Raw genomic sequence first — 25050 nt, 5'->3', positions numbered from 1 at the left:
AAAACCACCTCACTATTTTTAAATTTAAACCAAATAAATAGCATTTCTAACGGATGCGACCATCATTGAAGCCATCAGCATTTTGTCTAAGCCACGGGAAAATAAAGTCTCGGGTTAACGGGGCTAAAGGAATGTCCTGCGTTTGCTGTGGATCTACCCAACAAATTTCAGCTAACTCTGCTGAAGCATGCGGGACATCATGCAATTTAACCTGAAACACATAGGCATAAAGTTCTGTGCCCGCTTCATTGGCAGCCATGGTTTTAACAAGACCCAAATCCTTTACAATTTCAGCCGTTACCCCTATTTCTTCCTGAATTTCTCGGAGTAATCCATCTCGTGGTTGTTCATCTTTCTCTAACTTGCCACCAACTTGCATAAAATAACGTGTGCCCTGCTTGCGTGCCAATAAGGCTTGCCCCTGATCATTGACAATGATTGCAGCAGCAACCGTAATAATATCCATACATTATCCTTTAGAGCTGATATTTAAAGATTACTTTTTTTGATTCTAACAGGATCTCATTCGAATCCAAAAATCCAGATTCTTCACCTTATTTTTTATGATTTCAAAACTCAAAAATCATTTTTGACTGACAATCAAGCCATGCGTGATGTTCCACGCATGGCTTGATTTTTAAGTTATTGTTTTTTGTGCTGCATATCAGACATGTCCATGTGCTGCATTTCTGATGCTGGCATATCATGCTGGCTCATGTTCGACATATCCATATTTTTCATATCTGAATCATGCATGTCGCCATGCTGCATATCCATTGGCATAGAGGCTTCTTTATCACCTGTTGATCGCCATTGTTTCGCATACTGGTTAATATCTTTGTTGTCAGAATTAACGCTGTACGCCAATAAACCCAAAAACGCAACACCAAGAAGAATCGCGATGATGACCCACATCCAGCCTTTGTTTTTCGATGGTTGTTGATTTGTCGCCATAAGGCACTCCCACTGTTCAATAATTCGATTAACTATCGTTTAGAAGAGACAATTTTTGCCTCTATGATAAATGATTAAAATTTAAAACTCATACGCGCCCAATAATTGCGCCCGATACTATTAAATTGTGTATCTGCTGCATAGCCAAATATGCTAGCCCCAGCTTTATTGAGATGCTCAGCATAGGCCTTATCGAACAGGTTATCTACACCGACTGAAATATCAACACCTTGGGTTAAATGGTAAGTTCCATTTAAAGCCACGGTGGTAAATGCTTTGCTTGGTCCCATGTCGTATCCGACAATATTACCTTCATCAAGACTATAACGATTTTGTTTCGCAACACTTCGAACCAAAAGCCCCAATGTATATTTATCCTGAATATAACGTAAATTGAAACGTCCTTCTAAAGGTGCAATTTGTGGGAGTGGTCTATGGTCTGTCGTATTTTCACCCCAAGCATACATTGTGCTCAAATCTGCCTGAATATGGTCGGTAAATTTATACCCCACGCCTGCTTCTGCACCAGCAATCACGGCATTCACATTACGTGCTGTTGGGTAGGACTGTGATACATTTGGATTTGTATATTTCATTAAAATAAAATCTTGGACCACGCCTGTATATGCAGAAATCCATGCAGTTAAAGCACGACCAGTGTCAAACTGTGTACCAATATCAAGCTGCGTAGTTTTTTCATTTTTTAAACCATTCATCTGATTAATGGTGTATGTTCCAGAGGGCAATTTCGTACTGAATAATTCCCAGAAGTCAGGCACACGTTCAACATAACCAATACCGACATAGTTCTTTAAACCATATTGTGACTGAGCGTTTTCAAACCGTACAAATGTACTCGGAGTGATTTGATTTCGGCTGACTGGATTTGTAATGACATTGGTTTTTGAGGTTTCCATATTGACATGGTCTAAACGCAATCCCGTTACAATCTGGTTTTGACTATTTATATGATAGGTAAACTCACTAAATGCACCATAAGACTGATACGTCATATTACGTGTATATGGCTTGTAAGAATGCATCATGGGACTATCCATACGCATGTCACCACCATGATTCCAGTGCTGAGAATCTACACCACTCACAATATCCCATTTCCCCCATTGCGTCGTCACAGCCAGACGAGAATTTAATGTCTGTCTTGCTAATTCCATCGAGCTCTTTATAGCGATGTTTGGACGATAGGTATAGTTATCCATGATATGGTCATTGTCTGTATAGTCGACCTGCACTTCAATTTTCTTGACATGCTCACTCAAATTTCTTTTTTCAGCATGTAAACCCAAACTTTGACGTTTAAATTGAGCGCCATCCATAGACCGCCCTGCATAAAGCGAGTGTCCATCTCCTTTTCCTGCCGTCACTTCTACCCACGTATCCGCATCGGGTGTCCATCCCATTGCCACATCAGCACTCCAACGCTCCCATGCCGAAGGTACGCTTTGACCCCGCCCATCTTTATAGCTATTTGAAGTTGAACGACTGGCAATCAAGCGTAGATATTTTGTGTCATCTCCAATTGCACCATCAAAATTATGATCTAGTCGACCATAAGACCCCACAAGCACACTAGCATTTCCTTCATCGTTTTTGTCGGCACTTAGTTTAGGAGGAGTCCGATCAAAAATGACGGTCGCTGCTGAACCAGGTGTTGGATAGAGTACCGTTTCAGGCCCTTTGACGACCTTAATTTGATCATAAGTTTCGGGAGAAATATAAGATGTCGGTGCATCCATACGTGCAGGACAAGCACCTAGTTTTTCACTGCCATCCGTCAATACTTTAACACGTGATCCGAACATGCCACGAAACGTAATATCTCCATTGGTTCCACCACTAGAAATCTGGTTAAAACCTAAAATACTTTTTAAATAGGCAGCACCATCTGTTGCAGGGACAGGCTGAATAGGTTGTTTAGGGTCTGCAACCACAACCAGTCCATTTGACTGATTACCTTTTTCAGCAGTTACCACAATTGGGGCAAGTTGTGTTATGAACGGTGATTGATTATCCGTTTCGGTGATGTCCTCTGCATAGCCCAATTGCGTCACGCACGACATTGCCACTGCAAATGCAGATAATGAAAATTTAGGGTAAGACATGATGCTTTACTCTTTTTATAAATGTCATAAATCTCACTCGAAGTCAGTTCACTGCTTCAAGTTCGTTAAAAGTAAAAAGATTTATGCAAAAAGAGGTGGAGCTCTGCCCTGAGGGGTTAAAAAGAGACGCTGAAGAACAAAATAGACATGTTTAAACGCTTGGCGAAAAGCCAATAATCGGATCTGAATACGATCTAAAACTTGCTTAATTTCAAAATCAAGCATCGCAACAACATGACCATAAACCGTACAGTAAATACACTCATGAGAAGGATCGTGCTGTTGGTGATCATGTTGTGTAGAAGACATTGCCGAGTGGTGCATTGACATATCTGACATGTCCATGGATGACATGCTATGCCGAGATTTTTGCTCTAAATGCAAAGCACTGGCAATCGTTTCACACACTGGAGAAATTTGAAATTTTTCTGGTAATAATGGCTGTAGAAATACAGCAATTTGTAAAAATATTGCTGCCCATGCCAAAATAAAAGCAGGCCGAAACAATACAAAAACACCACAGCGTTGTTTAAAGTTGCCAAATTCTAGCATAGGACGCCACAATTTTTAACCTGATTTATCTCGCTTTTTGGATACCGTTAAAGTTCTTTCGCCAATGCTTTTTTGTTTCGCATTACAGCACGTGCATATTTTTTTGCTTTATGTCGTGTCCAGAAACTCGACTTATAACCTGTAGGCCCGACATTATAATAAGCAACTGCCTTGAACCAACTGCCTGCCTGTTGATGATAGTTATTTAAAATTTTGGCATTGCATTGAATATTAGTTGCTTCATCCATTAAGTTCCCCCCACAAGTTTGTTGCCAGTAACTCGGGATAATCTGGGTCAGCCCGACAGCTCCCGTTGGCGACACAGCATAGCTGTTATAACCTGACTCTTGTTTAATCATGGCAGCAATCAGTAATGGTGGAATTGTATATTGATCTGCATTTTGAATAATCATTGGAGATAACCGCTGTGCCTGATCGGGTGACACTCTGTAAGCTTTTTGCAGCCCCGATGACAGTTTTGCTGAACGCGATGCAACCGAACCACTATGCGGCCCAAGCGTTGTACACCCTGTGAACATTGACAGTACTGAGGTGAATAATATGACCTGATATTTGATTTTTATTTGCACATCTTGCCCATTGTAATGATCAAAAGTGGCATTAGTCTAACAAAACCTGTTTTTTAAAATTGTTTTATTTTTTGATTGAATTTTGGGTTTAAAGTGATCAGGTATGTTCAATAATTTGACTTTATTTTGTCTACTCTTCATAGCATTACAATAGTGCAAAATAACGTATAAATTCGGTGCAAAATAAAGTCTAAAAAAGTGCAAAATGAGCCGAAAACTTACATGTATGCTTCATTTTCTTGTATCCCTTTGGTTTCAATAAAAGTGCAATGATACAAGGAGTGATACAAATTACTTGCTGCTAGGCGGTTTTACAGTAATGCTCATTCTGTATGCTCAATATGGTATGGCTCAAATTGATGCTCATCATTGGTCAGTAATGCCAAAAGCTTTGGATGCAAAAATAACTTTTCTTTACCTACATTAATTTCTTCCAACACACCTATTTCAACCAACTTTTTAAGATAGGTTGAAGCTGCTTGGCGTTTTGCTACACCTTTATCGACCAAGTTAGAAATACGGCTATAGGGTTGCTCAAAAATCACATCAACCAACTCCCTAGAGTAGATTTTCTCAGCATGGGTTTTGATGTACTCAATCGTATGTTCTTGTAATTGTCGGATGCTGTTGATTTTGGCAATCGTCCATTCACTGGTATTCTTTACCGCCTGCAACATGAATAAAATCCAGTCTTGCCAGTTCCCTTGTGTAGTGACGTTTAATAAAAATTCATAGTATTTCGCCTTATTCAGAATAATAAAGCGACTTAGGTACAAAATAGGCAAGGTGAGAAGCTTTACATCCATCAGGTAAAGGATATTTAAAATACGTCCTGTACGTCCATTACCATCAATAAAAGGGTGAATCGCTTCAAATTGATAATGAGCAATCGCCATCTTAACTAGTGGGTCGATATCCTCGTGGTAATGCAAAAATGTTTCCCAATTCGCCAATAGCCCACGTATTACATCCTCACCGACTGGTGGCGTATATATCACTTCATTGGTATAACTATTCTTTAATGCCGTGCCTGTAGTTGCTCGAATACCTAAATCTACCCCTCTAATGGTCTGGCATATTTCAATGGCTGTGCCTGTACTTAATGGGCGTTGCTGAATTGCATTAACACCTTGATATAACGCCGTGCGGTAACGTAAGGCTTCTTTGGTTGCATGGTCGGCTTGTTCTTCGTTGCCTTGTGCATGTTGAAAAAGTTTATCTGTTGTCGTGACAATATTCTCAATTTCAGAACTGTCTTTTGCTTCAAGCAAGGGAATAATATTAATTAAAATCGTTTGGTTCGGAATTAACTCGCCTGCCTGCTTTAACTCGGCCAATGCAGAACGTGCCTCAATACAGGCTTTTAAGACAAGCTTACTTTCCACATCTTGAGAAGGTGGCAGAATCGGCAAATTATTATAGGGTTCGCTTGCTTTCCATGTGGTCATGTTTATAAAACACTAAAAAATCGACATGACAATGATGATATGTCGATAACGTAAACATGAGAAGCCCCTCATGTCGATAAAACTGTAAAAAATCGACATGACACTAGCCACGTGTCGATACCATAAACATAAGGTTCAGATTTGGAACCTCACCCTAACCACAACCTAAATCATTAGGAAAATATACCAACATAAAAACAGATAAAACTACTTCTAAGCCTTGTATAATAAGAGTTATAGCATATTTTAAAACCACCTAACTTTTATAGTAAAAATCAGGCTTAAACATGTCAGAAAAGATAAAAAATTGCCTAGATTCACTTCGTCTATGGCAAGTCATACCATGCAAAAGCAAGGTATCTTTGTAGAGGATACAAGTGGCAATTATTACTGGTCAAACATACGAACAAAGGAACAAAGGAACAAAGGAACAGGTAGCATCAGTAAAATATGAGTACAAGAATAGTCAGCTTACCCATCTATTTTGTTTTGTGTCTAACCACTCTCTAGCCAGTACCTCAAAGGTTGCATTGTTATCTCCCAACTCTTTGGCTTTTCGCTCTTGCCTGATGATAATGGGGTTCTCACCTTTGCCGATATCTCCAATAAGCTCTTGGGCTTTTTTACGTGCCAATTGTCCGCCTATTTCAGGATAACCACCTATCCCCAACCATGACCATTTGCCATTAGGCTTTTTATATCGTAACTGCCATGATTTATTGCCATCAGGTTTGACACGGAAATATAAGCCATTGCCGTCTAGCTCTCTATATTCGGTTGGCTCTGCCTCTAGGTTGGCAAGGACGGTATCAGACAATGGACGGCGTTTAATCTCTGTACGCTTCATTTCTTTGTATCCCTTCGGTTTCAATTTTTATTCAAGGATACACGATGAGCAATACTATAAAGTTATGTTTCGGTATATATAGGCAAGAAAAAAGGCTTAATCCCTTTAGAATCAAGCCTTTTGTCTTTAAAACTTGGCATATTTCGCCATGTTTTGGAAGGTATTTGGGATGGCGACAATTGAACTCAACATACAAGCTATTGAATTATATTAAATTTACTACATACCAATTTTAAAGGGATACAAATAGGGATACAAATTACTTGCTGCTAGGAATATTTGACTTCATTTAATCGGGTATTTGTGCCGTTATGGTATTGCTTCCAACTGTTTAATAAAACCTACAATGAACAAATTTTCTCTTACTTATAAAGCTGGATCACATCGCCCCTATCCCACGCTGTTAATGTAATCAGGTTAATCTGGATCTGAGCCGATATGCGATTTCCATTACTATCAACTGGACAATTTAAGGGAGCTTGAACACTTTCAACTATTAACGGTGTATAAGTCTTACCATGCAAAGTTAAGGAAACATAAGGCGGAATAACACTAGGGAATAATCCCTCTAAACCATGATTTATGACATTTTGGCTAAGGGAGTCTTTAGAAAGTGTTTGAGGTAAGGCCCATTGCTGTAATAGGGATATTTGGTTTTCCACCTCAATCTTAGCATCTGCATAGGCAGCAAAATACAAAGTTAAATTTAATCTCAAAGATTGGGTACTTAAAAATATCTGCCGGGTGTTTACTTTCGTTAGGTTTGTTTTACCTTTTAATGAACTCGCCTGATCTTTCAATGTAGATAACAATGGATCTACAAGATCCGCTGCTGTATCGCTAAAATCCTTAATGGCTTTTGATACTGTTCCAAGTGAATCGACCATCTGTCCAGATTGGATGCTTGCCATCAGTGTTGGCAGCTTATGTTCAGGATTAGAGTTTTCAAACGGCGTTTGCCAACTACTCTCAAAATTCTGATCACCATCAACAAAAATACCATATACAGTTGACTCATTAGGAATATCATTCCCCTCATCATCACAAGGCCTAATGAGTGCGACTAAATGTGGTGAAATATTTTCATAAATAATACTTAATCCATCTGTAGGTAATGTCACTGTTGGGGCATTGGCTGCCCTAGCTGTGGCAATTGCTGTATTACCCATGCGATTTTCCTTGCTTAAAATTCAGATACTAAAAGGTAGCTATTTCTCTCGCTACATAAGAACAAAATCACACTGAAAATATGGAAAATTTAACTACCGCTAAAAATCACACTACTATTCGTATTTTTTTTGGTAAAAAATTTCCTTTTGAATCATCATTAATATATGATTTTTATATACTTTCACCGCTAAAAAGTATCGCTAAATTTTCACTTTTAGCGATACCTTTAGCGAAAAATTTAGCGGTACTCTCCAACTTTTAGTTCTTTTCAAACATCCAAATCATATAAAACACGTAATTTAATGTCTTGAGCTTCAGTATAAATTTTCTTCTTACGGCGTTCTAATTCTATATATTTTTCAGAATTTTTATTCAGATCATCTTTGACCTGTTCTTCATTAAAGTTTGCCTGATCAATATCTAAAACAGTCTTAATCTGCTCATCAGTAAAATCCTTTTTCTTTAATGCTTCTATTTTGTGAACGGTATTCTTATGAAAGGATTCAATATCCAAAGTAAGCTTTCTCATCAATGAATGACTTTCTACTGTCCCAAATTTAATAGTTTCTAATTCGTCCTTGTGTTCGGCAAGGTGAAGGTCATAAGATTCCAGTGCTAGCTCACGGCGAACACGCATTTCTCTAAGTTCATCCTCTAACTCACCCATAATCAGGCTAAAAGCTTCCGAAATACTTACATTTTTAGTTGTAGATACTTCAATAATCTTACTAGAAATAAGATTGTTTGAACCATTTCTAGCAAGTTCTGCCATTTTGAGGGCCAAGTGGTAACTAAAGTTAATTGCATTCGCATGGGCAATTACATCTTTATCAGTTGTTAAATTTTCAATCGTTTGAAACATTTTTTGAATCCTGTAATCTTTTTTCAAAAGGTTTAAGTGCATTTTTGCTAACAGTTGCTTTACCTTCAGCTGTACGTGCACCTGTACTTTTATCAAAGGGGCGATTCTTTAAAATCCTTTCCCTTTGTAACTGTCTTGATTCTTCCGTCCAGCGTGGCATAAATCACCCTTTTAACATCGTCTGGCTAATCTGTACTAGGGCTGGCCCTGAAATAACGATAACATCATCGAGCTCTCTATTATCCCGCTTCATTGCTTTCACGATTGAAGAAACACGATTAATCTCATTTGGAGAAATTATTACCCTTCGCTGCACTACAATTTTTACGGATTTACCCAAAGCACTAATCGAGGGAATCACTTCATCAGGTGTATACTGAACGCCTAATACAGCATAATTAATCTTCATGATTAGTTTGTTTCTCCAATATTGCCGAAAACAAACTAATCATAATCTGCCTAATTTAAAGAAAATGACGCACGTACCAAGAATAGAACTCAATGATATTTTCTTAGATTATTTTGGATTTAAAAGGCCCTACGATCATCGTAACTCTATTCTTCTCACCACTAAAAACACCGTTAAATTTCCATTTTTAGTGACACTCGTAAAGTTTTAATCCTTTTTAGGAATGCTAAATACTTCTAAGTGCATTCGTTCACGATAGCTATCACGTTTAGCAATAGAAACCTCTTGTGATTTAATGATCATCTCATTGACATTTGACTCATCACGCTCACACAGATCATCTAAATGGCTATAGAACTTCACTGTACTTTTTGCTAAAAAAACATCGCATTCACGAACTGTATTCATTAATGTAATTAGGGATTCATCACTTACATTTCCCTGTTGTATTTCAGTGATAATTGCTTTCGCATCATGAATAAGTGCCAAAACCCCTGAATTAGGTAAGCTTGCAAGATACTGTGCACCCGCTTCAGAGAATGCATCGCTAATATTTCCGATGATCTTCTCTACCAACGGCGATAATGCATGTGCCATACCGTTATACAACAGCCCCACTCGACTTGCCGTTAGGTCAATCTCTGGTTCAGCAGTAAAACCAAGTATCCAGTCAGCGGATATACCGTACAACAAACAAAGCTCTTGTAATATTTCAGAACTAAGAATAACCCTACCGCTTTCAATTTCGCTGATACGATTTTTCTGACTTGGATTACGTACATTAAAAACTTTAACCATTACCTCTGACTGGGTCATATTAGCTAGATTTCTTGCTGTACAAAGATTTTTTCCAATTTGTACCCATTTATCTTTATTAGATTGAAATGCCATATATACCCTTTATAGATAATCACCAAACTATTTGTCGTTTCATCATCACCTATAGAGCTTGCTAGCTTTACATCACGTACCATTTAATGGCATATGGAACCATATGTTTTATTGCACCTATACTGTGAGATGCTAGTTCTGTTGGCCGATAGCCATATTATCGTCACCTCTTTGGGGAAATAACCCAGGGAGGTTTTTTTATTTGGAATTTTAAATTTTTGAAAAAAATATTAATGCAAAAATCACAACTATTGTCATAATTTAAATGGTTTATGAATGTCTATCTTTGATGATAATAAAGACTATGCCTACCAGTTACCAGATCTAAAATTTTCTTCCGATTCATCAGGTAACGGCGTATGGGGTGGATTTAAAGCAGGAGATGCAAAGAATCTTTTACTAAAATCACTATACCCAATGGGAACAATGAGTATTGCCCATTTTGGTGTGCAGCTCGAACCACTTGAATCTAGTTCACGACTTAATAAAGAAAAAATAGAACTATTTGATCCTTCTTACTTAAACAATCTCTTAAAAGATCCCAGAGAAAGCATAATGGAGCGACATATTCCACTTTTTGATGAATCCTTTAAATTACCGTGGTTGGCCCAAAGTGTTGATTTGTCCATCCTTGATGCTGAAATAGACAGTATTAAAGCGGGTGCATTCAACTTAAATCAGATTACAGGAAATTCTTCAGGTGAAATACAAGTCAATTTCATTGAAACAAGAAATGCAACCATTTTAAATAGTGCCAAATCCATCAAAAATATTATGTTTAATAATGGAGATGGAACACTGGCCTTACCTAAAGATTATTTAATGCGGATTACTATATTTTGTTATGACCGTCATAGCTATAAAACGAAGGTTTTTGAACAGTCGCATATTGTTGCTTTACAGGCTGCTAGCGTTCCTCTCGATGCAACTAGCCAAAACGGAATTGCGATTGTTCCACTAACCTTCATCAAAATGTTCCCTATGTTGGACAATATGTGAAAAAGCCCTTTAACGGGCATTTTATTTAAATTTAAGCCTGCCCAATGCCACCAGAAAACACCATAGCAAAATATGGATTACTTACATCCTGCATAATATCTTTTGTAGCAGAATTGACCACAACGACACCCTCAGGGCCTTTAGAAGATACTCGTGCTATCGCCGTTTCTATCTTTGGTGATTCTGCCTTAGGAATATTTATAGCCTGTGCATTTGTCGTGGACATTGCATCCCTTGCAGGTTTAACGGCAATTTTAGCTTGTCTTGCTTTAGTAGCAGGCTTTTTCGTAATCTCTTCACTAATTGCATTTTGTATAGCACTGGAGGATATTCCAGCATGGTTAATGCCATCATTGTCATAATTCCCCCGACCACTTGAATTTTTAAGAGATGCCCAACGAGGAGACAGCACATTATTCTGAAATTGTTTTACTGTTGCTTTGCCTGCTTTTACTGCATCTAAACCATATTTCCCTTTTCTCATCATGGCATCTGCCATTTTATTTTGATTTTCCGCAGAAAAAACATCGTTATCTGTTAATCCTGCTGCCCGTATATAATCATCAAAACCTGTACGTATAAATTGGTACCGCCCTGCTGCTGAAGAACGCTTTTTAGCGGAAATACCTCGGCTTTTCTGTTCTTTCAAACTTGCTTCTTGTAATTTTTTGACCTCACCAATCGTTAATTGAGAAAGTGGTTTACCGTACATGCTTTCGGCAGTGATTCTTGAGCCTCTAAACATCTTGTCGTAACCTTCCATTCCAGTCGTCCCCACCTCTCCTTTAGCAATTAAATCTAAAAGCGGACTAGCTCCCCCTGAAATGTAATTGACTGCACTTTTGACACCATTTTCTACAGTATCAATTACTTGCTTCCCTTTTTTCTTTGTTTTGTCCCAAGCATCTGAAGCTTTATTCTTAACTCTTTCCCATGCCTCCCCAAACCACTTTGTCACAATCGAAACAAAGGAGTCCCATTTATCCAGGATATTTTTGGCAATATCTGATTTTTCTAATGACTCTACCCACGATTTAAAATACGGCGCAACCGTTGAACCAAGCTTGTCACCAATCCATGAGCCGACCATACCGCCGACAACTGTACCAACAGGGCCAACAATACTGCCAACAAATGCACCAACGCCACCACCTACCAATGAACCTACTGTTCCGCCTTTTTCCGCCGTTGATTGCCCTTTCCAGTCCGAAAATGACAATGCAGCCAATGCAGCACCAAGTAAGGGGACACCACGACCAAATTTAAGAAATTTACCTAACTTTTTAAACCGACCAAGCTTTCCGCCAACACGACCACCTTTGCCTTTGCCCCTACCACGACCTAATCCACCCAGCAGGCGACCAAGTGGGGTGCGACCAAGCAATTTACCAATGCCACTCCCCCCATTTTGTCCTGCATGGTCTGCAATTTGATTCAGTAGTTTAATTTCTTTCTTGTTATGCTCTGACTGTTCCCGCGGTAATGGTTCAGAACGCTTACGCATTTTGGCTAGACCTGTTAGGGGTCTAAAGGCCAGACTCGCAACACGCTTAACAGGACTTAACGCTGTGCTCAATTCATGCAATGCATCTACTGTCGGATCAATACCGCGTGTATCTGCCCCAAATCCTGATACAGTATTGCCAAACCTCCCTACAACATCACTAAATTTAGCTACTGTCGTCACTTCTCCTGCAACAAAACGTCCTTTACTCTTTTTATTAGGTGTAGGTTTTTCGTCTATCTGTTGTGACTGCCCAGCAATAGCCCGTCCTCGATAGTCCTTTTTCTGGTCTTGGTTTTGTTTCTGAACTGGTTCACTATTTATACTAGGTTTTGTTTCTAAACCAATATCATGCTCTTTTAATGTTTGATTTCGCTTTTTAAGTGCATTCGTTTGGGATTGGCTACCTGAATGTAAGTTTTGCACTGCCTGATTCATCAGATCTTCAAAGTTTTTGGCATGTCTTGCTTCATTCATTGCACGTTGTAGCCGACTTACTTCAAAACGGCGTGTTTGTGCTGCTGTTTCTTGCTGTAATAGCCTCAATATCTCTAGGACGTTGCTATCTATAGTCCCTATAGCTTTTGGTGGCATATCTCCTATTAGAAAACCCCTATGATCATAGTTCAAACCACTTTTACCGATAGCCATAAAAAACCCATCAACCCTTAATTTGTAGTACAAAGTACAGGCTTAGGCTAGATGAAACGGTTAAGCGTTCCAAAAGTAAAAAAGTCACATCCCTTCAGACCAAATGGCTCAGTAAAATAACTTACCTACCCAAGATGGAGGATGTGACTTTCAGCTAAGGATTATATATCTAAAAAATGCTGAATGTGAAAATTCCTATAAATCTACTGTAACACTTCCCTTGGAGGGAAATGGTTAATCACAAAATCATAGCTATTTTTAAGAGTAAAAAGGTCAATTCAATGTGTGTTAGTCTTTACTCTAGATCGAATAGTCTTGATAAACTCACTACCCTTGAGTTCAGAAAGATCAAGGCCTAGAGAGCAATTAACTAAAGTAGCAAGACTACTATCTGTTAAATTAAAATCATTTGGTATATGTCCGTAATTTACAGATCTATTATCATTTATTACTTCATAGAATGCTTCCACAAAGTGCGTTAATGTTCCCGCCTTAGTTTTGCTTATCTGGGCTTCAACAATGGAGTCACTGGATTCAACATGTGAATTAACTATATCATTTGCTAATACATCAAGACACTCACTGAGCCTTGGCCAATACTTTGAGTCATATTGTCCTTCTAGCTGTTGAAGTTTATCTCTAACAAAAGTATTAAAATGACCATTGATATTTGAGGCATTCATTATTAATTTCAATACGCTAGAATCTCCGCTACACGAAAACCCTCCTTGCTCTTTCAATGCATTTTTTCGCTGAAGCAATGATGAGAGCAGTCTAGCTGTCTTTTCAATTTTTTTATTTAAGTTTTCAATATTCTTTTTTTTCTCTCTTTCTTGTCCAATTTGTTCTGGGCTAAAAGATGCTGCTAAATGTATCAACCCTTCAAGTAGTGCTTTCAAAGCATTAGGATGATTATTCAACTTCTCATGCAATTCTGAATATGCTTTTTTTAAATCAACACTATTATTAACTAAAAGTCTATTAATAACCTTATCCCAAGTCGAATATATATCATTGTCATTGTTATAGGCTTGAATCTCTAAGAGTATTTCATGGCAACTTTCAACAGCATCATTTGCAGGGTTCAAAGTCATTACGACTCTCCTTGAATATCGATTTGGTAAAGTCTAATCGGTATCATTTAACATGTAGGTATCTGTTCTAAAAAAAATTCACTCCCATTGAGATACCGCTAACACTCATTTAAACCTTTATCCGACTGTAGGAATGTTTACCCTATTATGTGTGTGATTTGAGGTGGACATGGTGGACAAAGTGGACATACCAATATATCTATATGATTTTTAATATCTAATTGTGTCCACTACACGATGAAACAAGACACAAAAAAAGTGGACATACAAAATAAATAAGGTGGACATGATAAATAAGGCTAAAACCACGACCACCTTGTCCACTATATGTCCACCTATTTAAATATCAATATATACAGTAGGTGGACATAAAATAATTAATAAATAACAGCAACTTACTATTAAGTATTCAATCCATGTCCACCTTGTCCACCACATAAACTAATGTTTTAAGTTTCGTTGTCCGTGTTCTGCATTGCTTCAATGCTAAAGTGCATCATGCGTGGGCGTGTTCCATCAGGTAGGGTATTACTAACTTTCTTGGCATACAGTTTTTTATCACCTTCAACCGCCCCTTTAATCCAACCATGTTGAAATAGGATTTTCTTAGCATTGGCTTCATTTATCCCAATGCACATCTCTTGCTTAAACATGGTGCTAGATACAAGGTAAATGCCTTCATCAGCATCATAGTAACCAACACGGTTATGGATCCGTGGCCGTACCACTTCACCGTCAGGCTGCTGAACTACAGTTAAGCGTTCAAAACGACTTGTACCATGTGCTTCAAAGAAGCCTTTGAAATGCTCCAATATCGCCGTTTCTTCAAGGTTTTCACCATTACCTAGTGTGGCAAGCCAAGTATTAAAACATTGGCCTACCGCCTCAAATGCACGTCCCTGTTGCCATGTGGTGATGCCTGCTTGTGTTGCCAATTCGCCTGCAACGGCCACCAATGCAAAACGGCGCAATACTCGTGCTGCTTGGCTGTTTTTGGTGGTGTGTTGGGAAATAAAGTCATCAAGCATGGTTTGTGCCTGTAACATCACTTCGTCTTTATTGGCGGTAAGGTATTCAAGCCATAAAACGCCTGCATAACCGTAGTGCTTGGATGATAATTCATTAATACGGTTGCCCACATCGCTTGAACTGTTGCCGTAATTAATCGTTTCAAATACACCAAACCCTTTACCTGCATCACTGGGGATATGAGCAAAACGCAGTAACAAGCCTGCATCCATTTCAATGCCACCACGGCGTAAATGATTCTCTAGGGTAATCTCGCCAGTAGAGGTATACATCAAGTTAAATTGCTTGGTTTCTCGGTTCTTGCCCGATTTACTGCCTCGTGCTTTACCTTGTGCACCTGTCAGCATATAGACAATATCCGATACCGCTTTAGGAACGGCTTGCCGTAATTCATCAAGGTTTAGAAAATTATCGTTTCTAAGTTCAGCATCATTTTCTAAAGCGTTGTCGGTGGTGCGCCATGACTTGGATACGTCTTTAGGTTTGCCCCATACGCTACAAGCAGCCTTTGTAATGGTACTTTTCCCATCGGTGGACGTACCATAAATATGAAAGCCACCGCTTTCCATGTCCAGTGGTGTGACCAATTGACCTGAAAAGGCACAGGCAAAGGACAATACCGCCAGTGCATGAGGTTCAATTAATCGGCTGAGTTCTTGCCATCCTGCCAAACTGCCCATCGTGCTATAGGGGTCTTTCATTTCACTGTTAAATAGCAGTTGTTCATCTTCATGGTCGCCATAGGTTTTATGGGTAGTCACAAAGGCGTTGCCATACCATCCAGTACGGTCTACACATCGAAAGCGTTGCTCAATCGGGTAGTCTTGAAGGTAATGGATAAACACGTTCTTTTTATGGGTTTGGCGTGGTGGCATTAAGCCATGACTGGCAATTAGCTTCAATGCGTCTTGTGCCTCACCCATAAAATGCTCATAGGGAATAATCAACGTGTGTAGGGTGTTGTCTTTGTCATGAAATTGAATAACACGCTTCCAATTGTCATTTTTAAGGCTGCGAGCCTCACCCAGAATGATTAAAGACTTGGAAATGGCAATTTTAATCTGCTTAGTTTCACCGTTCTCGTCCTGTTTTTCTTTAATTTGATAAAGCCCAGTATCAAGAATATGCAACCATGAACCATCATCCATTTTAAATGGTTTGGCGATATGGCCTTTAGGATGTGCTTGTGCATCCGCCAAGCATTGCTCAAGCATTCCATCCAATTCAACTTGATCCATGACAATAGATGGTGGCTCAGATAAGAACAGCATTGGAATATCCAACTCTCTAAAACGGCGTTGAATGTCATCCTTTTCATGCAAAGCTGCTACGAAATAGAGTTTTTCACACTGCACCGATAATGCCTTGAGCATAGAGGCAGTGATTTTCTTGGCTTGATAGACTGGATATGCCGTTTTGAATGCAAAAACTAAATCCTCTGTAACCAGTAAAGGGGATTGATTCAATTTATCCCGATTAAAGAAATTACCGCCATATCCAAAACACACATCCTTTTCATTCAATGCAGTCGGATTGGTAAAAATACAGCCTGAATATTCAAGATGTTCGTTAAATGTATCCCATACAGCCAAGCCATAAAGTGCATTGTCTGCTGCTTCACCGTACTGGATAGCATTTTCTATTTCAGAACGGCGTATTTCAGGCGGACAACCACCAAACACGGTAAACATTGCTTTTTTTAAATGGCTATTGTTTAATAAGAAACCTGTCTTGTTCTCTAATTCTTCTATTATTGAACTATCTGCAACATTGCCCACGTCCTGTAGTGGGCTTTGTTGTTTTTGGGTAGTGATTAAAGTATCTAAAGAATGCTTAATATTCATGCTACACCCTCCAATTTTTCAATAATTGCTTGTGTTATACCCATTAATCCATTCAAACAATTACACACTTCACTTTCGGCAAGTTGAGTAAATTTAAGGTGTTCTAACGCCGTTAAAATTGCTTCTGTTAATACAATCTCAGGCGAGATTTGTAAGCCGTACTGTTCCATCTGATCTATAGCTAATTGAGTTAGTGACTCACATAGCATCAAAATATTTTCAAATTGATCATCTTCAAGGCGTGTTTGTTCTAATGTCGAGTGCCCTAAAAGCAACATTGAATTTAAGCTTTCAAGGTGGGCACATGCTGTATCTAATTTTTTTAAAGATGTGTTTTGATTAGGCATGATTAATGCGCTCCTTTTACTAAGTTGGGAGCTTTACCATTCACGACCAAATGAGGGTGGCAAAGCTGAAAAGGGTTGGTCGACAGGCGTAAAAGGAAACCTGCACACTCGAAAGTGTCCCTCTCCAGCTTCACCATAACATGCGAACGCATAGAGAAATAACGCATAAAAAAAGCCCTGAGCGGACTATATGCGCCTTTTACAATATAGCCGACCAAAGCTAACTTTGAGATTTTGCTCAAAGCGAGATTACTATAACGGCGATGGTTCAGCCTTGCAAGTAATAATAAATCAAGAACACAGATTTCTTGCACTTGATTTGAGGATAGGAAATAGGCTTTCCCCATTGAGGGAGGCGTTATAGCACTCGTTTCCTCAACTTGAGGAGGCGTTATAGCACTCCTTTCCTCAACTTGAGGAGAAGTTGCAGCACTGGCTATAAATGTTCGTCCATCCTCAAATTGAGAATATCTGACAGGCATCCATAATGCTGTATTCAATTGCATGCCATGCCTCCAAATAATGCCGATAGATCCACGTTATAAACATCCATCCATGCTTGAGATGGATAAGTATTTACTTTGCCATAACGGGAATCATGCACCTTTGATGGCTTCACACCGTGGGCTTTACACCATTTATTGAGTGGCTGCCATGTGTAGGTATGACCTGTTAAACGCTCTACGGCCAAAACAGTCGCATTCTTTTTGCTCTGCCCCAGTTGGTCTTTTAAGCGTGTATTTTCCTGCACGGCGTTACTGGCTGTTGCCATTGCCGTAGCGGTCTTTTTATCACTGATATGAGCTTTAGTCTTGATTGCGATTTCACGTTCAAGCTGTACCTGTTGGAGTTGCTCGTGGGTATCTGCCAATGCACGTAATGCGGTTGGTAGATCTTGGGGTAAATTAAAGGTAGGGGCTAATTGCTGCTCCAGCTCTTGCCATCTATCCACTAAATGCGCCGTGAACTCAGGTGATAAACGAGCAACAACAACAAAACTATCTCGTTTATTAAGCAAGAAATGCTTATAGGTATTTCCCCGATGCATATAATCTAACTCCTGAATTTCAGGGGTTAAAATATCGGCTGTTATTAAATCTCGAATGACAGCCATAACATTGTCGTGTCTTTTTCCTGTCAATTCAGCAATCAGACGGCTAGACATGGTTAACGCTTGGTTTTGTGTTGTACTTAATACTTGCATGTCATCACCTCACTGCACACGATTTATATTGGTATTGGAGTTAATCAAAATTCCGTCATTGGAAAGTCCGACCTGTTGGCGGTTATCTAGCATCCTTAAAAGACTTTGTTCTGCTTCCTCAACTGAAATGCCAAAGTGTTTGGCAATATCATCAAGGCAGTACATTGGTTCGCCGTCATCGGTGTAACCACTTGGTTTAGGCAGTAAATTGAGTTCCTTAGCCTTTTGGTGCATCTCTTCTTTGATGTGTTCAGGCGTATAGTGCATCGTTAGAAATAACGCTTGTTCTGTTACTGGGTGGTCATTGCCGTATTGCTTCACCATGTTTTTATAGTGGTCAAAGGCTCTAAAAAATTCGGGGTTTACATGTTTATTCATTGGATAACCCCTTAAATGTAAGTTGTAGATTGTTTTTACATGTGGCAATTCTTAGGTTTAAATCTCGCATGACATAACGATGATTGGCTAATCCTGTGCCGTGAAATGAACCTTTTTCCTTTTGGGTATTTGCCTGCATACATAACCGATTCAATTCATCAAAGGCGGTCTGTCGGGCTGAATAGCTGCCAGTCTTGCGGATGGTTGGCAGTACCTCAGCAAATACCCAGTCTTGAAAGTTCAGGGCTTCGGGTTTATTTGAACGGAATATGATTCGGTATAAGTTCGGCTCATTTATAAATTTGAGTTTCTGAGTACCGCCATTGGTAGGGATGTGGCAATCTGCCATACCCTTTTCATCCAATGCACGTAGTAACCGTGATGTACGGCTCACAGATAAAATATGGCATACGTCTGTCAAACAAAATAACGGCTCATTGTTGGCATCAAAAGCAATACGAACCGAATGACATTTAAAATCGAAATGGGTTACCTGGTTCATGCTTCAAACTCCTTCAACTCATAACGTGCATGAGTACCTTTGCCATTTAAATTGGCTTCGTTGTGGGTCAGGATGTTAAATCCCTGCTTGCGTAGACGGTCTATAACGGCACTAAGGCGATAGCAGTCGCATAGGGCTATAGCTTCGGCTTGAGAAATGGTCTTACCTTGCTTGAGGTGGCTTAGGACGGAGTTTAATTGTGTAATATCCATCATTAAGCCCCTACAACTGCATAAATGGCTTTTTGTTTTTGATGCCATTCCAATAGGTCGGCATAGTCGAAGTAAACAGGTGATTGGCGGTTATTACCATATTTAATTGGACGTGGAAAAGTTGGATCTTGTTGTACCAGTAAACGTAAAGCATCACGAGAAATGCTTAAAAGTTCACATGTTTGATTGTAGGTAACCCGGATAGGTTGCATGAATGCCTCTATATGAATGAATATGCACGAACAAGCATATTCATTAACAAAATTGGCATTTACGATAGGTTCCAAAAATTGAAATTTTGAGCCTTTTAGCGAACAAAACCTATTGATAACTTTTTAATATACTGATTTTAAAAAACTAACTTTGAACTTATAATTTTATTAAAATGTGGATAAGTCGGCTTTATATTGGCAAAATATTACATTTATTCAAAGCTATCTTTTACCAAATAGAAAGTAATAGAAAATGCAATAAAAATATTTTTATGCCTTCTTAAATTGAATGACCGTATCGTCTGCCAACTTCTCTAAATGGTCGGCGTACCACTGCATCATGTATTTACGGTCATTTAAGTATTGAGCCTTGTTATATACACCTGCCACGCCATCCTTAACGTGTGCCAATGCAGCCTCAATATGTCTTTCATCAAAACCTTTGTTATTGAGTAAGGTACTGGCGATATGTCTAAAGCCGTGTGGAGTCTGTCTACCCTCATAACCTAAACGCCGTAATGCCATAATAAAAACGGTGTCTGATTTAGGCTTTTGACTGTTAGATCGACTAGGAAACAAATATTCTGACTCAGTACGAATGGACCTTAATTCATTGAGTAAATGAATTGCTTGGGTTGGTAAAGGAATAATATGCTCACGGCGTTTTTTCATACGCTCTTCGGGGATATTCCAAAACCCTTCTTCTAAATCAAACTCTGCCCATGTCGCTTCTCTTAATTCAGTAGGACGGCAAAATAGCATTGTTAAAAGTTTTAGGCCGATACGAATATCAGGGGTTGGATAGCTATCAATTGCTCTAAGTAGTGGTGGTAAGTCTTTTTCATCCACATGAGCCATGTTTTCCTTTTTCCCTTGCTCTAAGAACTTATGCAGTCCCTCAAGTGGGTTGTATTCAATACGTCCAGTAACTTTGGCAAAGTCATAAATGTCACGGCACATAGCACGAATACGATTTACTTGCTCATAAATCTTATGTTCTTGTTGTATCCCTTTTAAGTGATTCATCCACTCAATAGGACGAATAGAGGTATAAAGTCGCCTTCCTAGAACTGGAAAGATATGCTTTTCCAATGCCCCTTTATTTCGGGTCATGGTATCGGCTACCCATCTATTTTGTTTTGTGTCTAACCACTCTCTAGCCAACACCTCAAAGGTTGCATTGTTATCTTCCAACTCTTTGGCCTTTCGCTCTTGCTTGGTGATAATGGGGTTCTCACCTTTGCCGATATCTGCAATAAGCTCTTGGGCCTTTTTACGTGCCAATTGTCCGCCTATTTCAGGATAGCCACCTATCCCCAACCATGACCATTTGCCATTGGGCTTTTTATATCGTAACTGCCATGATTTATTGCCATCAGGTTTGACACGGAAATATAAGCCATTGCCGTCTAGCTCTCTATATTCGGTTGGCTCTGCCTCTAGGTTGGCAAGGACGGTATCAGACAATGGACGGCGTTTAATCTCTGTACGCTTCATTTCCTTGTATCCCTTCGGTTTCAATTTTTATTTAAGGATACACGTTGGGATACACGATGAGCAATACTATATTAAGTTATGTTTCGGTATATATAGGCAAGAAAAAAGGCTTAATCCCTTTAGAATCAAGCCTTTTGGTCTTATATATCGTTATGTAACGGCATATAAATTTAAGGATTTGGTGGAGATGGCGGGAGTTGAACCCGCGTCCGCCAGCACTACACTCGAGAATACTACATGCTTAGATATCGTCTATTGTTTTAACCCCTTGTGACCCGACGAACAGGGTACAAGACGCGATCCTTTAAGTTTGGTATAAAGCCCCAAGGCTTGACTTTATACGGACTTGTGTGCGTGCGCTTCGGTCGGGTTCCCAGACCACAAGTATTCTAGGAAGCGGACAAGCTGCCCTTAGGCAGCTAGAGCGTAAGTTTCGTCGTTTGCGACTATAAAAATGCAAATTTGATTTACGAGAGAAAATGCGCTCTCGACATGCATCTATGAGCTTCATCACCAGCGTCGAAGCCAATAACATCCCCATATAGAAACATCATAACACAACTTTTGAAAAAATCTGTGTGTTTTCTCAACAATCCCGTTTAGCCAATGTATTTCTCATAATGATTACGCTAGTATTTTGTTTTTCAAGTTCGATAAATCAAAAAATTATGCGTTACTTACTGGCGCTTGATCAGGGCACAACCTCTAGCCGAGCGATTATTTTTGATGAAAATGGCAAGCTCCATGCAACAGCCCAACGTGAAATTCAGATTCAAACACCCCAATCAGGTTGGGTCGAACAAGATGCAAATGAAATCTGGTCTACTCAAATTGCCGTTGTACAGCAGGCGCTCGCATCAGCACATCTTCTTGCCAAGGATATTCTAGCATTAGGTCTAACCAATCAACGTGAAACCACCGTTGTATGGGACAAACGGACAGGACAACCACTCGCTCCTGCCCTCGTCTGGCAAGACCGTCGCGCTGCTTCATGGTGCAATCAACTGATTCAACAAGGCTATGTCGATAAAATTCACCACAAAACAGGTCTCAGAATCGATCCTTATTTTAGTGCAGGGAAACTGGTTTGGTTGCTTGATAATATTCTAAACCTTCGCACACTTGCCGAACAAGGGCACGTTGCTTTCGGAACGATTGATAGCTGGTTAATCTGGAATCTAACGCAAGGTGCAGAGCACGTTATTGAAGTCAGTAATGCCTCTCGTACCATGCTCATGAATTTAGAGCAGCAACAATGGGATCAGGAACTGCTTGATCTATTTAATATTCCAGATAAATTGCTACCCCAGATTATCCATTCAGATGAATATATTGCAGACACTGCCCAAGGTTTATTGGGGAGTACCATCCCTATTGCTGGGGTTTTGGGTGACCAGCAGGCCGCATTATTTGGTCAAGCATGTTTTGAAGCAGGCACGGCCAAAAATACCTATGGTACAGGCTGCTTTATGCTGTTTAACACAGGTACAGAAATTCAATATAGTAAAAACCAGCTTCTGACAACTTTAGCGTGGAATGCCCAGCAACAAACCCATTATGCACTTGAAGGCAGTGTCTTTATGGCGGGTGCTATTGTGCAATGGTTACGAGATGGTTTAGGCATCATCAAACATAGTCAGGAAATCGAAAAACTCGCAAATCAGGTTACAGATACTGAAGGTGTCGTCCTCGTCCCTGCATTTACAGGGTTGGGAGCTCCGTATTGGGACAGTGATGCCCGCGCATTACTGTGTGGCATGTCACGAGGGACAAATAAGGCGCATATTGCCCGTGCAGCCTTAGAAGCGATTGCCTTTCAGGTTGCCGATGTTTTAACAGCGATGCAGTCTGACCTTTCTCAGCCACTTAAACAACTTCGGGTCGATGGTGGTGCAAGTCGAAATGATATGCTCATGCAGTTCCAAGCTAATATTTTAAATGTGCCTGTGTTACGTCCCAAAATGCATGAATCTACTGCATGGGGCGCAGCAGCAATGGCAGGATTAAAAATAGGTGTGTTTAACCATTTAGATGAAATTGCAAAAACTTGGCAATTAGATCGCGAATTTGAACCGAATATGTCCGATGATCAGAGGCAGCAATACCTCGAAAAATGGCATAATGCGTTAATACGTGCCAAGTCAAGTTTAACGGTATAAAGGCAAAAGCCACAATTCATATATTGTGGCTTTTATTGTTAATGAACGGTTTGCCCTGCTGCGGCATTTTTCCTTGGCTTTGGACTCAACCAAATAATCAATCCACCCACAACAAAGATGATACTAAATAACAAAAACACATGGTTTACCGACAATGTTGTCGATTCTTTGTTGACCAGATTTGCAATTGTTGCTAAAGCCTCGCCACTGCTAAATCCATTTTGTGTCAATGCCTGTTCTGTTGGAATGGCATTGAGTTTCGAGACGATTTCACTATGGGAAATCTTGGCATGATCATCCCAAATCGTCACTGCTAAAGAAGTCCCGATTGCTCCGGCCATGGTTCGCATAAAGTTCATCAGACCAGCAGCAGAGGCAATTTCTTGGGGTAAAACCGAACTCAGTGCAATATTTGACAGTGGAATAAAGAAGAAAGGAACTGCAAATCCTTGTAAAATTTGTGGCCATGCTAAGGCCATAAAGTCGGCTTCATTGTTCCAAAAGGCTCGCATTAAAGTCACAACCGCCATCAGGAAAAAACCGAACGAGGTCAATGCCCGTTCATCCACTTTGGTCGCAAGCTTTGCCACGATTGGTGACATGGTTAAACTTCCTAACCCCATCGTTGCAGTCAAATAGCCCGCCCATGTCGCGGTATATCCCATATTGGTTTGTAGCCATTGAGGAATAATCACGATACTGCCAAAGAACGCTGCAAAACCAAATGCCAATGCCGTAACAGAAATGGTAAAACCGCGATGTCTAAATATCCGAATATCCACTACGGGATGCCGTTCTGTATATTCCCAAATCAAAAAGCAAATAAAGCCAATAGCAGCCGTTAAACCCAAGCCCAAAATAAAGGTGTTATTGAACCAGTCACGGTCATGCCCTAAATCGAGCATGAGCTGCAATGCCCCAATCCATAGCACCAATAATCCTAAACCGACACTATCAATTTTGATTTGCTGTGTTGGTGTTTCAGCAGGTGATAACAGCCGAATTGCCGCCAACACACAAATAATACCAACAGGAATATTAATAAAGAAAATCCAGTGCCAAGATAAATTATCGCTAATCCATCCACCTAAAATTGGGCCTAAAATTGGACCAACAACGGTTGTCATCGCCCATAAACCCATAGCTTGTGCATGTTTTTCTGGCGGGAAAATCCGCATTAACAGCGCCTGACTGATTGGCATTAACGGCCCGCCAAACAAGCCCTGTCCAATTCGGCAGAACACCAGCATTTCTAAACTTGTAGAAAGCCCGCATAACAATGAAAATACGGTAAACCCGATCAGGGACATAACAAAAACACGAACTGTCCCAAACCGTCCCGCCAACCATCCAGTAAGCGGTACACAAATTGCTTCCGCAACAGCATAGGAGGTAATAACCCATGTGCCTTGTGAGGTTGATATCGCCAAGTTACCACTAATATGCGGAACAGATACATTGGCAATGGTGGTATCTAGTACCACCATGAAGTTAGACAAGGCGATCACGAAGGCCGCTAATAATAAGCGACCACCCGAAAGCTCAGCAAAAGGAGTACCTTTATTCGTCATA

25 protein-coding genes, 1 other RNA gene and 1 pseudogene are annotated in these 25050 nt (G+C 39.8%); 2 read left to right on the top strand and 25 right to left on the bottom strand.

The annotated features are described in order from the left end of the window. Positions 1–46: 46 nt before the first annotated feature. The 12 genes and pseudogenes from ABDV70_RS10840 to ABDV70_RS10785 form a co-directional block, all read right to left on the bottom strand. A complete protein-coding gene (locus tag ABDV70_RS10840; protein WP_343597700.1) occupies positions 47–466 on the bottom strand; it encodes an NUDIX domain-containing protein in 420 nt (139 codons plus the stop codon). A gap of 176 nt (positions 467–642) precedes the next feature. Continuing rightward, positions 643–954 carry a hypothetical protein gene (locus tag ABDV70_RS10835; RefSeq protein ID WP_343597698.1) on the bottom strand — a complete coding sequence of 104 codons (312 nt, stop codon included), beginning with the start codon at positions 952–954 and terminating at the stop codon, positions 643–645. A gap of 74 nt (positions 955–1028) precedes the next feature. After that, positions 1029–3077 (bottom strand): TonB-dependent copper receptor, encoded by a 2049-nt coding sequence (locus ABDV70_RS10830; RefSeq protein WP_343597696.1) that lies wholly within the window; start codon positions 3075–3077, stop codon positions 1029–1031. An 81-nt stretch (positions 3078–3158) separates the two neighbouring features. After that, positions 3159–3629 carry a DUF2946 family protein gene (locus tag ABDV70_RS10825; protein WP_343597694.1) on the bottom strand — a complete coding sequence of 157 codons (471 nt, stop codon included), beginning with the start codon at positions 3627–3629 and terminating at the stop codon, positions 3159–3161. 47 nt (positions 3630–3676) lie between these two features. Next, positions 3677–4219 carry a transglycosylase SLT domain-containing protein gene (locus ABDV70_RS10820; protein ID WP_343597692.1) on the bottom strand — a complete coding sequence of 181 codons (543 nt, stop codon included), beginning with the start codon at positions 4217–4219 and terminating at the stop codon, positions 3677–3679. 323 nt (positions 4220–4542) lie between these two features. After that, positions 4543–5667, bottom strand: coding sequence for a Fic family protein (locus ABDV70_RS10815; protein ID WP_343597691.1), 1125 nt, complete (start codon positions 5665–5667; stop codon positions 4543–4545). A gap of 469 nt (positions 5668–6136) precedes the next feature. Then, positions 6137–6514, bottom strand: a pseudogene (locus ABDV70_RS10810) (Arm DNA-binding domain-containing protein); the annotation flags it as partial. A gap of 362 nt (positions 6515–6876) precedes the next feature. Further along, complete coding sequence (locus tag ABDV70_RS10805) at positions 6877–7683, bottom strand: hypothetical protein (protein WP_343597689.1); 807 nt, start codon at positions 7681–7683, stop codon at positions 6877–6879. A gap of 269 nt (positions 7684–7952) precedes the next feature. Then, on the bottom strand, positions 7953–8546 hold the full coding sequence (locus ABDV70_RS10800) for a hypothetical protein (RefSeq protein ID WP_343597687.1): 594 nt from the start codon (positions 8544–8546) through the stop codon (positions 7953–7955). Beyond that, complete coding sequence (locus ABDV70_RS10795; RefSeq protein WP_343597685.1) at positions 8530–8706, bottom strand: hypothetical protein; 177 nt, start codon at positions 8704–8706, stop codon at positions 8530–8532. The genes ABDV70_RS10800 and ABDV70_RS10795 overlap by 17 nt, the downstream gene beginning before the upstream one ends. 3 nt (positions 8707–8709) lie before the next feature. Further along, the gene (locus ABDV70_RS10790) at positions 8710–8955 is read right to left on the bottom strand and encodes a hypothetical protein (protein WP_343597683.1); all 246 of its coding nucleotides are present in this window, start codon (positions 8953–8955) and stop codon (positions 8710–8712) included. 207 nt (positions 8956–9162) lie between these two features. Beyond that, positions 9163–9846 carry a helix-turn-helix transcriptional regulator gene (locus tag ABDV70_RS10785; RefSeq protein ID WP_343597682.1) on the bottom strand — a complete coding sequence of 228 codons (684 nt, stop codon included), beginning with the start codon at positions 9844–9846 and terminating at the stop codon, positions 9163–9165. A gap of 276 nt (positions 9847–10122) precedes the next feature. Here ABDV70_RS10785 and ABDV70_RS10780 point away from each other — a divergent pair, with 276 nt between their 5' ends. After that, entirely contained in the window at positions 10123–10845 is a 723-nt protein-coding gene (locus tag ABDV70_RS10780; RefSeq protein WP_343597681.1) for a hypothetical protein, read from the top strand. 31 nt (positions 10846–10876) lie between these two features. On the opposite strand, the gene ABDV70_RS10775 is transcribed toward ABDV70_RS10780, so the two are convergent. The 12 genes from ABDV70_RS10775 to ssrA form a co-directional block, all read right to left on the bottom strand. Beyond that, the gene (locus ABDV70_RS10775; RefSeq protein ID WP_343597679.1) at positions 10877–12943 is read right to left on the bottom strand and encodes a hypothetical protein; all 2067 of its coding nucleotides are present in this window, start codon (positions 12941–12943) and stop codon (positions 10877–10879) included. Positions 12944–13278: 335 nt separating this feature from the next. Further along, complete coding sequence (locus ABDV70_RS10770; RefSeq protein WP_343597678.1) at positions 13279–14094, bottom strand: hypothetical protein; 816 nt, start codon at positions 14092–14094, stop codon at positions 13279–13281. A gap of 449 nt (positions 14095–14543) precedes the next feature. Further along, positions 14544–16967, bottom strand: coding sequence for a DUF927 domain-containing protein (locus tag ABDV70_RS10765; RefSeq protein WP_343597676.1), 2424 nt, complete (start codon positions 16965–16967; stop codon positions 14544–14546). After that, the gene (locus ABDV70_RS10760; RefSeq protein WP_343597674.1) at positions 16964–17314 is read right to left on the bottom strand and encodes a hypothetical protein; all 351 of its coding nucleotides are present in this window, start codon (positions 17312–17314) and stop codon (positions 16964–16966) included. Before ABDV70_RS10760 ends, ABDV70_RS10765 begins: the two co-directional genes overlap by 4 nt. Positions 17315–17316: 2 nt before the next feature. Continuing rightward, positions 17317–17661: a hypothetical protein gene (locus ABDV70_RS10755; protein WP_343597740.1), complete on the bottom strand. Its 345-nt coding sequence runs from the start codon at positions 17659–17661 to the stop codon at positions 17317–17319. A gap of 149 nt (positions 17662–17810) precedes the next feature. Next, positions 17811–18518 carry a Rha family transcriptional regulator gene (locus ABDV70_RS10750; protein ID WP_343597673.1) on the bottom strand — a complete coding sequence of 236 codons (708 nt, stop codon included), beginning with the start codon at positions 18516–18518 and terminating at the stop codon, positions 17811–17813. Positions 18519–18527: 9 nt separating this feature from the next. After that, positions 18528–18896 (bottom strand): hypothetical protein, encoded by a 369-nt coding sequence (locus ABDV70_RS10745; RefSeq protein WP_343597671.1) that lies wholly within the window; start codon positions 18894–18896, stop codon positions 18528–18530. Next, the gene (locus ABDV70_RS10740) at positions 18889–19398 is read right to left on the bottom strand and encodes a BRO family protein (RefSeq protein WP_343597670.1); all 510 of its coding nucleotides are present in this window, start codon (positions 19396–19398) and stop codon (positions 18889–18891) included. Before ABDV70_RS10740 ends, ABDV70_RS10745 begins: the two co-directional genes overlap by 8 nt. Beyond that, a complete protein-coding gene (locus ABDV70_RS10735) occupies positions 19395–19610 on the bottom strand; it encodes a helix-turn-helix domain-containing protein (protein ID WP_343597739.1) in 216 nt (71 codons plus the stop codon). Before ABDV70_RS10735 ends, ABDV70_RS10740 begins: the two co-directional genes overlap by 4 nt. Positions 19611–19612: 2 nt before the next feature. Beyond that, positions 19613–19822, bottom strand: coding sequence for a transcriptional regulator (locus ABDV70_RS10730; RefSeq protein ID WP_343597668.1), 210 nt, complete (start codon positions 19820–19822; stop codon positions 19613–19615). Between the two features lie 270 nt (positions 19823–20092). Next, complete coding sequence (locus ABDV70_RS10725) at positions 20093–21319, bottom strand: tyrosine-type recombinase/integrase (protein ID WP_343597667.1); 1227 nt, start codon at positions 21317–21319, stop codon at positions 20093–20095. A gap of 179 nt (positions 21320–21498) precedes the next feature. Beyond that, positions 21499–21858, bottom strand: a transfer-messenger RNA (tmRNA) gene (ssrA, locus tag ABDV70_RS10720). A 129-nt stretch (positions 21859–21987) separates the two neighbouring features. On the opposite strand from ssrA, the gene glpK reads away from it, so the two are divergent. After that, positions 21988–23478: a glycerol kinase GlpK gene (glpK, locus tag ABDV70_RS10715; RefSeq protein WP_343597666.1), complete on the top strand. Its 1491-nt coding sequence runs from the start codon at positions 21988–21990 to the stop codon at positions 23476–23478. Positions 23479–23516: 38 nt separating this feature from the next. Here glpK and ABDV70_RS10710 read toward each other — a convergent pair whose 3' ends face one another. Beyond that, positions 23517–25049: a DHA2 family efflux MFS transporter permease subunit gene (locus ABDV70_RS10710; protein ID WP_343597665.1), complete on the bottom strand. Its 1533-nt coding sequence runs from the start codon at positions 25047–25049 to the stop codon at positions 23517–23519. Position 25050 lies beyond the last annotated feature (1 nt).

The sequence above is a fragment of the Acinetobacter sp. genome (assembly GCF_039596015.1).
In the GTDB taxonomy this organism is placed as follows: Bacteria; Pseudomonadota; Gammaproteobacteria; order Pseudomonadales; family Moraxellaceae; genus Acinetobacter.
The sequence above is the reverse complement of the archived record's forward strand: the minus strand, read 5'-3'. Positions and strand labels throughout refer to the sequence as shown.

What these genes read in the sequence shown, in the direction of transcription:
- ABDV70_RS10765 (WP_343597676.1), bottom strand. Translation starts at nt 16,967, where the DNA reads ATGAATATTAAGCATTCTTTAGATACTTTAATCACTACCCAAAAACAA.
- ABDV70_RS10785 (WP_343597682.1), bottom strand. Translation starts at nt 9,846, where the DNA reads ATGGCATTTCAATCTAATAAAGATAAATGGGTACAAATTGGAAAAAAT.
- ABDV70_RS10725 (WP_343597667.1), bottom strand. Translation starts at nt 21,319, where the DNA reads ATGAAGCGTACAGAGATTAAACGCCGTCCATTGTCTGATACCGTCCTT.
- ABDV70_RS10760 (WP_343597674.1), bottom strand. Translation starts at nt 17,314, where the DNA reads ATGCCTAATCAAAACACATCTTTAAAAAAATTAGATACAGCATGTGCC.
- ABDV70_RS10750 (WP_343597673.1), bottom strand. Translation starts at nt 18,518, where the DNA reads ATGCAAGTATTAAGTACAACACAAAACCAAGCGTTAACCATGTCTAGC.
- ABDV70_RS10775 (WP_343597679.1), bottom strand. Translation starts at nt 12,943, where the DNA reads ATGCCACCAAAAGCTATAGGGACTATAGATAGCAACGTCCTAGAGATA.
- ABDV70_RS10790 (WP_343597683.1), bottom strand. Translation starts at nt 8,955, where the DNA reads ATGAAGATTAATTATGCTGTATTAGGCGTTCAGTATACACCTGATGAA.
- ABDV70_RS10740 (WP_343597670.1), bottom strand. Translation starts at nt 19,398, where the DNA reads ATGAACCAGGTAACCCATTTCGATTTTAAATGTCATTCGGTTCGTATT.
- ABDV70_RS10835 (WP_343597698.1), bottom strand. Translation starts at nt 954, where the DNA reads ATGGCGACAAATCAACAACCATCGAAAAACAAAGGCTGGATGTGGGTC.
- ABDV70_RS10745 (WP_343597671.1), bottom strand. Translation starts at nt 18,896, where the DNA reads ATGAATAAACATGTAAACCCCGAATTTTTTAGAGCCTTTGACCACTAT.
- glpK (WP_343597666.1), top strand. Translation starts at nt 21,988, where the DNA reads ATGCGTTACTTACTGGCGCTTGATCAGGGCACAACCTCTAGCCGAGCG.
- ABDV70_RS10735 (WP_343597739.1), bottom strand. Translation starts at nt 19,610, where the DNA reads ATGGATATTACACAATTAAACTCCGTCCTAAGCCACCTCAAGCAAGGT.
- ABDV70_RS10825 (WP_343597694.1), bottom strand. Translation starts at nt 3,629, where the DNA reads ATGCTAGAATTTGGCAACTTTAAACAACGCTGTGGTGTTTTTGTATTG.
- ABDV70_RS10780 (WP_343597681.1), top strand. Translation starts at nt 10,123, where the DNA reads ATGTCTATCTTTGATGATAATAAAGACTATGCCTACCAGTTACCAGAT.
- ABDV70_RS10815 (WP_343597691.1), bottom strand. Translation starts at nt 5,667, where the DNA reads ATGACCACATGGAAAGCAAGCGAACCCTATAATAATTTGCCGATTCTG.
- ABDV70_RS10755 (WP_343597740.1), bottom strand. Translation starts at nt 17,661, where the DNA reads ATGGGGAAAGCCTATTTCCTATCCTCAAATCAAGTGCAAGAAATCTGT.
- ABDV70_RS10805 (WP_343597689.1), bottom strand. Translation starts at nt 7,683, where the DNA reads ATGGGTAATACAGCAATTGCCACAGCTAGGGCAGCCAATGCCCCAACA.
- ABDV70_RS10795 (WP_343597685.1), bottom strand. Translation starts at nt 8,706, where the DNA reads ATGCCACGCTGGACGGAAGAATCAAGACAGTTACAAAGGGAAAGGATT.
- ABDV70_RS10710 (WP_343597665.1), bottom strand. Translation starts at nt 25,049, where the DNA reads ATGACGAATAAAGGTACTCCTTTTGCTGAGCTTTCGGGTGGTCGCTTA.
- ABDV70_RS10770 (WP_343597678.1), bottom strand. Translation starts at nt 14,094, where the DNA reads ATGACTTTGAACCCTGCAAATGATGCTGTTGAAAGTTGCCATGAAATA.
- ABDV70_RS10800 (WP_343597687.1), bottom strand. Translation starts at nt 8,546, where the DNA reads ATGTTTCAAACGATTGAAAATTTAACAACTGATAAAGATGTAATTGCC.
- ABDV70_RS10730 (WP_343597668.1), bottom strand. Translation starts at nt 19,822, where the DNA reads ATGCAACCTATCCGGGTTACCTACAATCAAACATGTGAACTTTTAAGC.
- ABDV70_RS10840 (WP_343597700.1), bottom strand. Translation starts at nt 466, where the DNA reads ATGGATATTATTACGGTTGCTGCTGCAATCATTGTCAATGATCAGGGG.
- ABDV70_RS10830 (WP_343597696.1), bottom strand. Translation starts at nt 3,077, where the DNA reads ATGTCTTACCCTAAATTTTCATTATCTGCATTTGCAGTGGCAATGTCG.